Source organism: Streptomyces sp. NPDC096193, assembly GCF_040302905.1.
Taxonomy (GTDB): domain Bacteria; phylum Actinomycetota; class Actinomycetes; order Streptomycetales; family Streptomycetaceae; genus Streptomyces.
The window spans coordinates 49012-61089 of record NZ_JBEOSJ010000003.1 but is presented as its reverse complement, the minus strand read 5'-3'; the positions used below and the strand labels follow the sequence as shown (position 1 = coordinate 61089).

Sequence of the window (12078 nt, the reverse complement as noted above, 5' to 3'; positions counted from 1 at the left end):
GGGCGGCTCCTCGACTCGTACGACGCGACCGGTGTCCGCACCTCGCGATCTCCGCTCCCTACAATCTTCGCCCCCGCGTCCCGCCGCGCACATCGACGGCCGGCCGGGAGCCGGGGCGTCCCTGGGCCGTACCGCGTTCGGGTGCGCAACGGGTGCTGCCCTGCCCCCGGCGATGGTGAGGTGAGTCCAGACCACCGGCCCCCGGCGACGGCGGCCCGGCACACGGACGGCGGAGGAGATCTGATGCCAGGCCCGGTATCCGGCCGTCGATGCCGCGTGCGTGGCGCGGCCCGCTCCTGGACCAGGATGTCGACCCGCGCAACCACGTGGACGACGCCATGAACAGCGGACCCCGCCTGGCCACCGCGCCGCGCATGGGCTCGGATCTCGGTGCGGCCGAAAGTGTCGGGCAGTTCCTCGAACTGTGCGGGCGGGCGCCGACTGCTCGCCGCGCGTTCTCCGCGGGCAGCGCCGAGGCGAACCGCGCCACGATGACGCGGCTGACGCGACGGCTTCAGCAGCGTCCGGTCGGTGCGTGGACGTACGACACAAGGGTGGGGAAGCTGTGCGGACAGCTCTCCTTCGTCCACACGGGGTGGACCCACGCGGCCGAGATGCCGAAGGCCCTGTTGCGGGTCCGTACGCCGCAGGAGTTCCCGGCCCCTCCGCCGAGGGCGTACCGGGAAACCGAGCAGGAGGCCGCGACGGTCTGCTCCGAGAGCCCCAACCCCCGTGTCCGCAGCGGCTGTGCGGGACTCGACGCGTTCAGCGCCTCCCGCGCGAAGGACATCGGCCGCGGCCCGGGGTGGGACGACGAGGGGTGCGCCCAGTGGTTCGCCGCAGCGGCCGACCGCCGCACCGACACCTTCAGCCGGCCGACCGCGCCCGACGTCCCGCCCTTCGCCGCGGCGAAGCCGGCCGGCGGAATCGCGAAGACGCGCGCCCGCTGAACGCAGGACGACGGAGGGAGAGGTGCGGACGTGCGACGTGAGAAGTGGCTGAACCTGAAGCGCCACCGCACCGAGAAGCACGGCTCGGACCGTCCGGCTGCCTCCGGGCAGTCCGCCGGCGCTCTTGAACCGGCCTCGCCGCCCCGGGCCCCCGTGCCTCCCACCGGTGCCCGGCCGCAACCGGCCGCAGCCGTCCCGTGGGGCGTTCGCGTCGCCGCGGAAGCCGGGTGGCGTCTCCTCGTCATCGCGGCCACGCTCTGGGTGCTGGTGCAGGCGATCAGCGCTGTACGCGTGCTCGTGCTCGCCTTCGTGGCTTCCCTCCTCATCACCGCGCTTCTCCACTCCACCGTGGCCCGCCTCCACCGGCACGGGGTGCCGCAGGGGCCTGCCACGGTCATGACGGCACTCCTCGGCTTCGCCCTTCTGGGGCTCGTCGGATGGTTCGTCATCTGGCAGGTCGTGACCAATCTGGCCGAGCTCACCGACCGCCTCGAGGACGGCATCGACGACGCCAAACGCTGGCTGCTCAACAGCCCTTTCCATGTCACGGAAGCGCAGATCGACGAGTTCACCCGGATGCTGCGGGACGGATTCGGCTCCAGCAGGGAACAGCTGACCGACGCGGGCCTGCACGGTGTGACCGTCGTCCTGGAACTGGTCACCGGCTGCCTGCTGGCCCTGTTCTCCACACTGTTCCTGCTCTACGACGGGCCGCGCATCTGGCAATGGAGTCTCAAGCTCGCTCCGGCTGCCGCCCGCCCCGCACTCGCCGGCGCCGGTCCCCGTGCGTGGGACACCCTCACCGCGTACGTCCACGGCACGCTCATCGTCGCCCTCATCGACGCCGTCTGCATCGGCCTGGGCATCTACATCCTCGGTGTGCCGCTGGCCCTGCCACTCGCCGTCGTCGTCTTCGCCGGCGCGTTCATCCCCCTGGTGGGCGCGGTCGTCTCGGGACTGCTGGCCGTGGTCGTCGCCTTCGTCGCCAACGGCGTGTTCACCGCGCTGCTGGTCCTGCTCATCGTGCTCGGCGTACAGCAGCTCGAAGGGCACATCCTCCAGCCGTTCATCCTCGGCCGCGCCGTCCGCGTGCACCCGCTGGCGGTGATCTTCTCGGTGGCCGGCGGAGGGCTGGTGGCCGGCATCGGCGGCGCTGTCGTCGCCGTACCCCTGGTGGCAGTGGCCAACACGGTCGCCGGCTATCTGCTGAACCGGCCGGCTGACCCTCCGCCAGGGACGGCCGACTCGGAGGCGTCGGGCTGAGTGACGTCCGTGTCCCGGCGCCCGAAGTCGCCTCCGCTCGGCCCGAACCGTCGGGCTTCGGACGCGGAGAGATGCTGTTGACGCGGTACCGCCGATTTCGACGACGCAGGCCACGGCACGCGGCCTGCCTGTGACGACAAGCCCTAGATCTCCGCGCGCTTCGGCAGTTGCCAGTTCGGCCGCGGGAAGTGGCAGGTGTACCCCTCCGGATACTTCTGCAGATAGTCCTGGTGCTCCGGTTCGGCCTCCCAGAACGCACCGGCCGGCGCGACCTCGGTGACCACGTTTCCGGGCCACAGGCCGGAAGCCTCGACATCGGCGATGGTGTCTTCGGCGACGCGCTTCTGCTCGTCGTCGACGTAGAAGATGGCGGAGCGGTAGTCGGCGCCTATGTCGCCGCCCTGCCGGTCCTTCGTGGTCGGGTCGTGAATCTGGAAGAAGTACTCGAGGATCGTGCGGTAGTCGGTCACCGCGGGGTCGAAGACGATCTCGATCGCCTCGGCGTGGTTTCCGTGGTTGCGGTACGTCGCATTCGGAGTGTCGCCGCCGCTGTATCCCACGCGTGTGCCGAGGACGCCGGGGAGCGTCCGGATCAGATCCTGCATGCCCCAGAAGCACCCGCCCGCCAGCAGCGCCTTCTGTTGATCGTTGCTCATGGCCTGTCTCCTCCGGTTCGGTCGCACCACAGGCCACACCTCTGGGATCGGGGCGAGCCGCTCCTCCAGCATGCATCAGCGGGAACCCGTATCAAAAGGCGCCTACCTGCCTGATCAACGGGTGGAAACGGCGAACTCGCACGGGCGGGCCGGATGAGCGGCGACGGTCAGGGCGGCTGGTCCCTTGCGGCCGGCAGGCCGTAGGTGACCAGGCCGTGGACGAGGTGCGGCATCACGTCCGAGGTCCGGTCGGCGGCCGACCAGGTACGGGGATCGCTGATCCCGAAGCCGGCGAGGGGCGCGTCGGCGGCGACCATGGCCAGCACCCCGGGGAGCGCCCCGCCCAGCCGGCCGGGCAGCCGGGCCCGGCTCGGTGGGCCGGCGACACGGCGGCGCCCGTACCGGCTCCCACGGCGATCCCGGCGATCGCCGCCGGACCGAGAGCCGGTTGTTCTGGTCGGCGGAGTCCGGGAGCGGAATCCCCACCCGGTTGGTGACGGTGTCCACGAGGGTTTCCTGGGACACTGCTGGCGGGCCGGCCTCGCAGAGCCATGTCGGCATAGCCCACGGCACTCAGGGCGGTGGCCCCCGCAGCCGCGCCGCGCAGCAGGCTTCGGAACATGCTCCACGCAATCCCCGCCGGTGCCGCGGCGAAACAGCGACCGGCACCGGACCACCCGGATCGCGGACGGTGTGCGGCTGTCCGGACGGGGCCTTTCGGCGCCCGTCGGCGCGCGGGCCCAGAGCCGTGCAAGGCCTGTCGGCGGGCGATCCTCGGCGCAACGCACGGTGGCTCGCCGGCGGGCGGGCCGGCCGGCAGAGCACCGCGGGGTCCGTCAGAAGCCACGCCAGACGTTGTCGAAGGCGGCCTGCTCGATGCCCCGCTTCTGCCGCTCGCCCTCCAGTTCCAGCAGCGCGTCGTTGACCGCGCCGAGCACCATCGTCACGGAGTAGTCCGCGATCTCCGACGGTTCCGCGGACCCGTGCTCGATCCCGAGACTTTCCACCAGGCTGAGAAGGACCGGCTCGCCGGATTCCCAGCGCTCCATCGCCTTGCGGCGCGACGGCGAATCGACCAGGACTCTCTGCCCGCCGCGGAAGGGGCGGCTGCCCTGCCGCACGACCAGCCCGTCGGCCTCGAAGGCGGCCATGTACGCCTCGGCCAGGGAGTCACCTCTGCGCCACAGCCAGTCGCCGACCAACTCGTACGGCTCTTCCATCATCAGTACGGCGGCGGCCTCCACGAGGATGGGATCCGCCGGCAACGGCAGGTGCCCCGGCACGATGCGACCGCCGTCCAGCCGGATGGTCGGCGTACGCAGCAGCTCGATCAACTCGGCTCCGGCGAGCGCGAGCGACAGGTCACCGGGTCCGACGTCGCGGGTGCCCGCAACGTCCATGGCGACGATCAACAGATCCCGCGGGGTGGTCATGAGAGCCTCACGTCCGACGCGTCGACATCGACGTCGTTCAGGATTGGTCGGCGGCCGGCATGACCGCGTAGACACCGTAGCGCCGGACGGCCCGCCGGGGCTGCCACACGTGCGAGTTTACGGAGCGCGCGGGGCGGCTGCATCCGGCGGCTCGGGGGGACCGTGAGGTCCGGACGGACGTCAGCCGGCCGCCGACGGTTGTCGGCGGCCGGCTGCGTTCGCGGTGGTGGCCGCCCTTCGTCGCCGTACGTCGGTCGGCCACCCCACAGGGTGCAGCCGGGCCCGGTGAGGGGGCGGACGCAGACGTTGAAGCCGCAGGAAGCGGCGGCTCCTGCCTCAGCGCGCCGAGTGCTCCCCCGGGCCACAGCAGCGGGACCCGGACCGTCATCGCCCGGGGCCCACCCGTCAACTCGTTCCGGACCAGTGCCTTTTCGTGCACGTCCCCGCCCTTTCGATTGGCGGTCTCCGCAGGCAACCGAAGCCGTCGCCCGTGCGTAGTACCGGTGAACGCGTTGGCATGCACACGAGGTGGGGGACACGAGTGGGATCCACAGCACGCGCGAGAACGGCGGCGCTTGCCGCCGTAGTGGCCGGGGCGCTGGTCACGGGGGCCGTTTCGGCCGGCGGGCAGACGGCGCAGGCCGTCGGCTCCGCCGCGCACGAGGGGACGAAGGCTCCGGCGAAGGCGGAACCACCGGCGACGGTCACGCTGATCAGCGGCGACCGCGTGGACGTCGGGTCGGACGGGCGGGTGGTTCGCCTCGTGCGTGGCAAGGGCCGTGAGGGGATCGGCTTCTCGGTGCGGCGCGCGGACGGGCACACGTACGTCGTCCCGCAGGACGCCCTGCGCCTGGTCGCCGACGGTGTGCTCGACCGGCGGCTGTTCGACGTGGCACAGCTGGTCAGGGACGGGTACGACGACGCGCACCGCACCACGCTGCCGCTGATCGTCGGCTACCGGCAGGGCGGCGCCGGAGCGAGGGCCGCGGCCGGTGACCCGTTCGCGGGCGTGGCCGTCCGGGAACGCCGCGCGCTTCCCGCGGTCGGCGGTGAGGCCTTCGAGACACCCAAGTCCGGGGCGCCGGCGCTGTGGGCGGCCGTCACCGGCCGCTCTTCGGCCCGTACGTCAGGCGGTTCGGCCGCGCGGCCCGTCACGCATGTCTGGCTGGACGCGAAGGTCCGGGCGACCCTGGCCGAGAGCGTGCCGCGGATCGGTACGCCCGCCATGTGGAAGTCGGGCTACACCGGCAAGGGCGTCAAGGTGGCGGTTCTGGACTCGGGCGTGGACCAGACCCACCCGGATCTCCAGGGCGTCGAGTCGGCGCAGAAGAACTTCACCCAGTCCCCCGTCGCCGACGACCGCTACGGGCACGGCACACACGTCGCCTCCACCATCGCCGGGAGCGGTGCGAAGTCCGGCGGCCGCAACAAGGGCGTGGCTCCCGACGCGAGACTGCTGGACGGCAAGGTCCTGGGCGACAACGGCTCCGGCGACGTCTCGGGCGTCGTCGCCGGTATGCAGTGGGCCGTCGACCAGGGCGCGCAGGTCGTCAACATGAGCCTGGGCTCCATCGACACCCCGGGCGTCGACCCGATGGAGGCGGCCATCGCCCGGCTCTCCGGCAAGGCTTTGTTCGTGGTGGCCGCGGGCAACTCGGGCGAGGGGCGCACGATCTGGACGCCCGGCAGCGCGCCCGCGGCGCTCACCGTCGGCGCCGTGGACAAACAGGACCGCATAGCCGACTTCTCCAGCCGCGGCCCGAACCTCGACGGCACGCCCAAGCCGGACATCACCGGCCCCGGCGTGGACATCACCGCTGCCCTGACCACGCAGAGCGAGGAGCCCTCGGGCGAGGACTACATCTCGCAGTCCGGCACGTCGATGGCCTCCCCGCACGTCGCGGGTGCCGCCGCCCTGGTGCTCCAGCAGCACCCCGGCTGGAGCGGAGCCCGGCTGAAGTCGCTGCTGACCGGTTCGGCCAAGCCCAACCCGGTACTGAACGCCTACCAGCAGGGCGCGGGCCGGGTGGACCTGGAACGCGCCGCCACCGCCCTCGTCGTCTCCGAGCCCGGCTCCCTGGACTTCGGCCTCCAGGCCTGGCCGCACGCCGACGACAAGCCGGCCTCCAAGGCCGTCACCTACCGCAATTACGGCACCCGGGCCGTCACTCTGCGGCTGAGCGTCTCCGGGGTCGACCCGTCGGGAGGCCCCGCGCCGGCCGGCATGTTCACCGTCAAGGACGCCCAGCTCACCGTTCCGGCCGGCGGCACCGCGACGACCACCGTCACCGTCGACACCCGCAGGGGCACCGCCGACGGCGTCTTCGGCGGCACGGTGCTGGCGTCGGGAGGCGGCCAGCAGGTGCGCACCGGTGTCGTGGCCGAGCGGGAGGTGGAGTCGTACGACGTCACCGTGCGGCACATCGACGCCGACGGGGCGAACCCGGCCACGTACCTGACGACGATCAGCGCCGCCGACGGTGGCGGTCGGTATGTGGAGCTCCCGGAGAGCGCGAACGGCACAGTGGTCCAGCGACTGCCCAAGGGCACCTACCACTTGCAGAGCCTGGTCTTCGCCGCGGACAACGAACTGGGCTTCTTCGTCCAGCCGGTGCTGAAGGTGACCGGAAAGGTCGCGGTCACCCTCGACTCCCGCAAGGCGAAGCCGCTCGCCGTGAAGGCCATGGATCCGGCCGCGAAGCTCGTCACCTCCACCGTCGGCTACTACGACCAAGCCCTCGGCACAGGCAACTCCTGGTCCACCAACGGCGTACCGCCGATCCGCACCGCCTCCCTCGGCCCGGAGTCCCCGACGATGCGAGCCCAGTTCAACGGCGTGTGGAAGACGCCCGGCGCGGCCGGCAAGAACGTCGACCACCGGCTCGCCTTCAACCGCAAGGGGAGCTTCTTCACCGGCCTGACCCGTACCCTCACCCGGGCCGATGTCGCCGAGGTGAAGCTCGGCTTCGGAGCCTCCGTCACCGGGGCCAGGGGCCAGGTCCACATCACGCCGCTGGACGACCTCGGGACGAGCATCGGCATCCAGGAACCGCAGGAGCAGAAGCTGCCGCAGGCCACCACGCACTACCTCAGCGCGGCCGGTGTGCGCTGGGCCTGGACGGCCACCCAGCTCAACGCCCTCAGCGAGCCGCGCATGATCTACTCGAAGCCGGGGGTGGCGTACAAGCCTGGCTCCAGCCACACGCTGAACTTCAACACCGGTGTGGTCGGCCCGGATCTCGCGGCGGGGACTCCGGGAGAGCAGGGCGCCGAGCGGACCGGCGACCACATCAGCGCCAGGATCCCGCTGTTCAACGACGGCAGCGGCAACCCGGGATCCTCGACCGTCACCAGTGGCTCCGCGAAGCTGGAATCCGGCGGACGGGTCCTCGCCGAGGGCCAGGCCTCGGACTGGCTGGCCGCCGAGGTTCCCGCCGCCTCCGCCCCGTACCGTCTGACGGTCGAGGCGAGCCGCTCCACCGAGGACACGTCCACCAGCACGAAGGTGGCAGGGGTGTGGACGTTCACCTCGGCCCGGCCGGCGGGGGGCAGCACCGTCGAACTGCCGCTGTCGACGGTGCGGTTCACGCCGATGCTGAGCCTGAGCGGCACGGCTCGGGCGGGCAGCGCGCTCGCGGTGCCGCTGAAGCTGAGCGGCGCGGCCGCCGCGGCCGGGCAGGTCGCCGCGCTGACCGTGAAGGTCTCGTTCGACGGCGGCCTGACCTGGAAGGCTCTCGCCGTGACGACCGACGCGAAGGGGGCACGGTCGGTGGTCGTGAAGCACCCGGCGGCCGCGAAGGCCGTGTCCTTCCAGGTGGATCTGAAGGACAAGGGCGGCAACACCGTGCGCGAGACGATCACGAACGCCTACCGCCTCGCTCCGTAAGGTGACTCGACGACGGTGACCGTGGCCCGGCACCGGTGAACCCTTCCGCGTGGAGGCATGCCGGTGCCGGGCGGGCGTGCGGGGCCGGGATTTCGAAGCCCGCTCAACGCGCTCAGCGCGCGGCAGCGAACGCGCGTTGTGCCCAGTCGGCGAAGCCGCTCCAGGCGATCCCCGGATGCGCCGCATGCAGCGCGGGGATGTCGACCTGGTAGCCGGGCCCGTTGAGAAACGACCACATGGCGTGCATGTCCGGCTCGCCGACCGTCTCCAGCGGTAGGTACTCATGCCGGACCTCCCGACCCAGGGTCACGCTCAGTGCGGCTGCCATCTCGGCCGGGGTGGGCGCGTCGCTCGCCATCTCGATGCGCTGCCCCCTGTACGGGGCAGGGTTGAGCAGCACATCGGCCGCGAAGGCCCCCTGGTCGGAGCGGTCGAGCTGCTGCAACGGCCGGTCGGAGGGCAGCGGCAGGTCGAGGAACCCGGCGCGGATGCGCTCCGCACCGCTCATGGCGTTGTCGAAGAAATACGTGGGGCCCAGGATCGTGTAGGGCACCGCACCGGAGGCCAACTCGGCCTCGATACGGGCCTTGCTCTCGAAATGCGGAACCCCGCTGCCCTGGTCGGCCCCCGCCACCGAGCTGAACACCAGATGCGGTACGCGCTTGTCGTTCGCGGCTGCCAGGATGACCTGCCCCTGGGCCACTTCGGCGTCCACACCTGCCTCGAAGGGGGTGGTGTAGGCGAAGACCCCGGCCACGCCGTCCATCGCGGCGGCGAGGGATGCGCGATCGTTCAAGGAACCCGCGACCACCTCGACACCCTGATCGGCCAGTCGGCGGGCGGACTCCCGCTCCAGGTCCCGGACAGTTGCCCGCACCCTGGCGCCGCGGCCCAGCAACGCGTCGGTCACGGCACCGCCCTGTCGGCCGGTTGCGGCAAGCACCAGAATCGGCTCATCAGTCATGTCGAGAACTCCTACGTCGTGGGAACGGAGTCAGGGGCGCTGTGAGCAGCGGTACCGACCGTATGCGTTCGTGGCGCCGGTCCTGATGAAGCCCCGTCACCACCGGTGGACGTGTCGATGCCGTTCGTCCGAGCGTGACGGCGGGGCGGCACCTTCGCCGCCCCGCCGTGCCGGGGCCTACGGGTCCCGGGGGTTCACAGGGATACCGGTCAGCGGACTGTCTGTGCCGCCTTTTCGATGATGTCGGTGACGGCCTGCGGGTGGGACACGCTCACGGCGTGGGAGGACTCGATCTCCTTGATGTGGGCCTTGGCGCGCTCGGCCATGAAGACCTGGGCATCCCGAGGGATGATCCGGTCGTCGGAGCCCACGAGAGCCCAGGAGGGGATGGTCTTCCAGGCAGGCTCACCAGACGGTTCGTTGAGCGCCGCGCCGGTCCCGGGACGCTGGGTGACCGCCATCAGGGCGGCCTTTTCCGCGGGAACGTCCGCACCGAACGCCTGGCGGAACTCGGACTGGTCGATGGAGAAGTCGAAGTCCTTGGAGCCGTCGGGGTGGGTGATCGGGACGGGACGCAGAACCTTGCCGATGACGCTGCCCTCGAACTTGCTCACCAGCGCGTTGGCGCTCTCGCCCTTGTCGGGGAGGAAGGCGTCGGCGTACACCAGTGCCTTGACCTTGTCGGAGCCGTGGGCGGCGTTGGTGATGACCGTTCCACCGTAGGAGTGCCCGACGAGAACCACGGGTCCTTCGATGGCGGCCAGCAGGTTCTTGACGGAGGCGGTGTCGCTGCTCAGGCTGCGCAACGGGTTGGCCGCGGCCACCACCGGGTAGCCGTCCTTCTTCAGTTCGCTGATGACGCCGTTCCAGCTGGAGGAGTCGGCGAACGCTCCGTGGACGAGCACGACGGTCGGCTTGCTGCCCTTGGAAGGGGTGCTGTCGGCGCCCGCCGGACTGACCGACGTGGCAAGCAGCGCGGTGGCGACGGTCGCGGTGGCCAGCAGGGTGAGGGGGGTACGGGCACGCCGAAGGCGCGAGTGACGGTACATGAGAGGCCCTTTCGAGGCTCAGGGTTCAGCCATGTCCGGACAGGTGGGCATGGCCGGGGTACGGCAGGTGTTGCCGCAGTTCAGGGGGAGGCCGGACCGCGAGCGGCAAGCGGGAACACGTCCGGGGCTTGCCGGCAGGAGCGGGCCACGGCCGGAGATCGGCCAGGTGAACCGATCGGATTCGGCGGGTCCGTGCATGGGTGGTCCCCGCGCACGCGCGCCGAGGCGGTGCCGATCTCAGTAACGAAACGGGGCAGCAACCTCAGTTGCCGCGCAGGGCGACACGCAGAGTGTGAACGGCCTGCGCCATCGCAGCAGTTGTGGCCTGGGTGGGGCGCAGAGGGTTGAGCATCATGAAGTCGTGCAGGGTGCCGTTGATGCGGATGCTCGTGGTGGGCACGCCGGCCTCGGTCAGCTTGCGGGCGTACGCCTCGCCCTCGTCCCGCAGCACGTCGTTCTCGTCGACGACGACGAGCGCCGGCGGCAGGCCCTGCATGTCCTCCAGGCTCGCCCGGAGCGGCGAGGCGGTGATCTCCGCCCGCTGAGCGGGGTCGGTGGTGTAGCAGTCCCAGAACCAGGCCATGGCCTTCGCGGTGAGGAAGGGGCCGTCGGCGAACTCCCGGTAGCTTGCGGTGTCCTGAGCCGCGTCGGTGACGGGGTAGTACAGCGACTGGTGCACGAAGGTCACGTCGCCGCGCTGCTTGGCCATATGGGTCAGTGCGGCGGCCATGTTGCCGCCGACGGAATCGCCGGCCACGGCCAGCCGGGAGGGATCCAGGCCCACCTCGGCACCCCTCGCGGTGATCCATCGAGCAGTCGCGTACGCCTGCTCGATGGCGACCGGGTAGGCGGCCTCCGGGGAACGGTCGTACTCGACGAACACGACGCCGACGTCCGCCCCGACGGCGAGCTCGCGCACCAGACGGTCATGGGTGCCGGCGTTGCCGAGGACCCAGCCGCCGCCGTGGACGTAGAGGACGGCCGGAAGCGGACCCCGGGAACCGACGGGCTTGACGACGCGTATCCGCACATCACCCACCTCGGCGGGCACAGTGATCCACTCCTCCTCGACGTCCGGCTTCGCCACCGGCGCCGCCTGCACGTCGTCCAGGACCTTCCGGGCAGCCTCGGGACCGATTTCGTAGAGGAACGGCGGCTTGGCCGTCGCGTCGGCGAACTCCGCAGCTGCGGGCTCCAGAACGGGCTTGGTCATGCTTGCACTCCTTGCGTTCGGCGGGCTCTTGCCCGCTTTCACACGAATGACCAAGAAGATGTGAAATGTGTGACAGGGGGTCGCTTCGGGTTGAGGGAAAAGCCGGATCGGGGCAGCGACCCGGGGTTTCGCGTATGGCGTGGGGCGGTCATGCGCGAGCAGTGGTTCGGCGGCGTTCCGGCGGGCGCAGCGGCAGGGAGTGGCCGGCCTCGCGGATCAGGCTGCCGGTGGCATCCGAGCCTGTCGGCGATCACCGAGATCTCGGGATGGTCGCGCTCGGCGACGGGACGGCGGGTGGCTTCCCGCTGCCCGGAGACGCTGCGTGACGACAGGTGGCCCGCACCACGCACTCGGCGAAGGCCTCTGGACGGTCCACGCCACGGACGGGGACACCCTGCTCACCCGCACCCGGCTCGTCCACACCACAGTGAATCGAGAGCGACGGGGGCCAGAGAGCTGCCGGACCTCGTCGACGGGGCTTCCTCGCTCTGCGCGACCCCCACGGCAGCCGACCGTTCGCTCAGCAGAACCTCAGTTCCGGATAACGATCGCGTCACCGACCCCCGGGAATCAGGGGCCCGTAGCCCCTCATGTGACGCACACCACTAAAGGATGCGTAAAGGGCGTGCTAAGAATGCCCAACTCCGCTTCCGGCCCACCCCTC

At 71.1% G+C, this 12078-nt stretch carries 9 protein-coding genes; 3 read left to right on the top strand and 6 right to left on the bottom strand.

The features are described from left to right. Positions 1-269: 269 nt before the first annotated feature. Positions 270-950, top strand: coding sequence for a hypothetical protein (locus tag ABTX78_RS05675; protein WP_352205561.1), 681 nt, complete (start codon positions 270-272; stop codon positions 948-950). A gap of 30 nt (positions 951-980) precedes the next feature. Beyond that, entirely contained in the window at positions 981-2213 is a 1233-nt protein-coding gene (locus ABTX78_RS05670) for an AI-2E family transporter (protein ID WP_352205560.1), read from the top strand. 143 nt (positions 2214-2356) lie between these two features. Here the strand turns inward: ABTX78_RS05670 and msrA are convergent, their stop codons facing one another. The 3 genes from msrA to ABTX78_RS05655 all read right to left on the bottom strand — a co-directional run bounded on the left by msrA (position 2357) and on the right by ABTX78_RS05655 (position 4302). After that, positions 2357-2869, bottom strand: a complete 513-nt coding sequence (gene msrA, locus ABTX78_RS05665) for a peptide-methionine (S)-S-oxide reductase MsrA (protein ID WP_352205559.1) — start codon at positions 2867-2869, stop codon at positions 2357-2359. A 167-nt stretch (positions 2870-3036) separates the two neighbouring features. After that, entirely contained in the window at positions 3037-3186 is a 150-nt protein-coding gene (locus ABTX78_RS05660; protein WP_352205558.1) for a hypothetical protein, read from the bottom strand. A gap of 519 nt (positions 3187-3705) precedes the next feature. Next, the gene (locus ABTX78_RS05655; RefSeq protein WP_352205557.1) at positions 3706-4302 is read right to left on the bottom strand and encodes a GOLPH3/VPS74 family protein; all 597 of its coding nucleotides are present in this window, start codon (positions 4300-4302) and stop codon (positions 3706-3708) included. 541 nt (positions 4303-4843) lie between these two features. On the opposite strand from ABTX78_RS05655, the gene ABTX78_RS05650 reads away from it, so the two are divergent. Continuing rightward, positions 4844-8188: a S8 family peptidase gene (locus tag ABTX78_RS05650; RefSeq protein ID WP_352205556.1), complete on the top strand. Its 3345-nt coding sequence runs from the start codon at positions 4844-4846 to the stop codon at positions 8186-8188. A gap of 112 nt (positions 8189-8300) precedes the next feature. Here ABTX78_RS05650 and ABTX78_RS05645 read toward each other — a convergent pair whose 3' ends face one another. The 3 genes from ABTX78_RS05645 to ABTX78_RS05635 all read right to left on the bottom strand — a co-directional run bounded on the left by ABTX78_RS05645 (position 8301) and on the right by ABTX78_RS05635 (position 11414). Beyond that, positions 8301-9152: an NmrA/HSCARG family protein gene (locus tag ABTX78_RS05645; RefSeq protein ID WP_352205555.1), complete on the bottom strand. Its 852-nt coding sequence runs from the start codon at positions 9150-9152 to the stop codon at positions 8301-8303. A gap of 209 nt (positions 9153-9361) precedes the next feature. Further along, positions 9362-10201, bottom strand: coding sequence for an alpha/beta fold hydrolase (locus ABTX78_RS05640; RefSeq protein WP_352205554.1), 840 nt, complete (start codon positions 10199-10201; stop codon positions 9362-9364). Positions 10202-10463: 262 nt separating this feature from the next. Next, positions 10464-11414, bottom strand: coding sequence for an alpha/beta hydrolase (locus tag ABTX78_RS05635; RefSeq protein ID WP_352205553.1), 951 nt, complete (start codon positions 11412-11414; stop codon positions 10464-10466). Positions 11415-12078: the final 664 nt, after the last annotated feature.

What these genes read in the sequence shown, in the direction of transcription:
- ABTX78_RS05660 (WP_352205558.1), bottom strand. Translation starts at nt 3,186, where the DNA reads ATGGTCGCCGCCGACGCGCCCCTCGCCGGCTTCGGGATCAGCGATCCC.
- ABTX78_RS05655 (WP_352205557.1), bottom strand. Translation starts at nt 4,302, where the DNA reads ATGACCACCCCGCGGGATCTGTTGATCGTCGCCATGGACGTTGCGGGC.
- ABTX78_RS05645 (WP_352205555.1), bottom strand. Translation starts at nt 9,152, where the DNA reads ATGACTGATGAGCCGATTCTGGTGCTTGCCGCAACCGGCCGACAGGGC.
- ABTX78_RS05675 (WP_352205561.1), top strand. Translation starts at nt 270, where the DNA reads ATGCCGCGTGCGTGGCGCGGCCCGCTCCTGGACCAGGATGTCGACCCG.
- ABTX78_RS05640 (WP_352205554.1), bottom strand. Translation starts at nt 10,201, where the DNA reads ATGTACCGTCACTCGCGCCTTCGGCGTGCCCGTACCCCCCTCACCCTG.
- ABTX78_RS05635 (WP_352205553.1), bottom strand. Translation starts at nt 11,414, where the DNA reads ATGACCAAGCCCGTTCTGGAGCCCGCAGCTGCGGAGTTCGCCGACGCG.
- msrA (WP_352205559.1), bottom strand. Translation starts at nt 2,869, where the DNA reads ATGAGCAACGATCAACAGAAGGCGCTGCTGGCGGGCGGGTGCTTCTGG.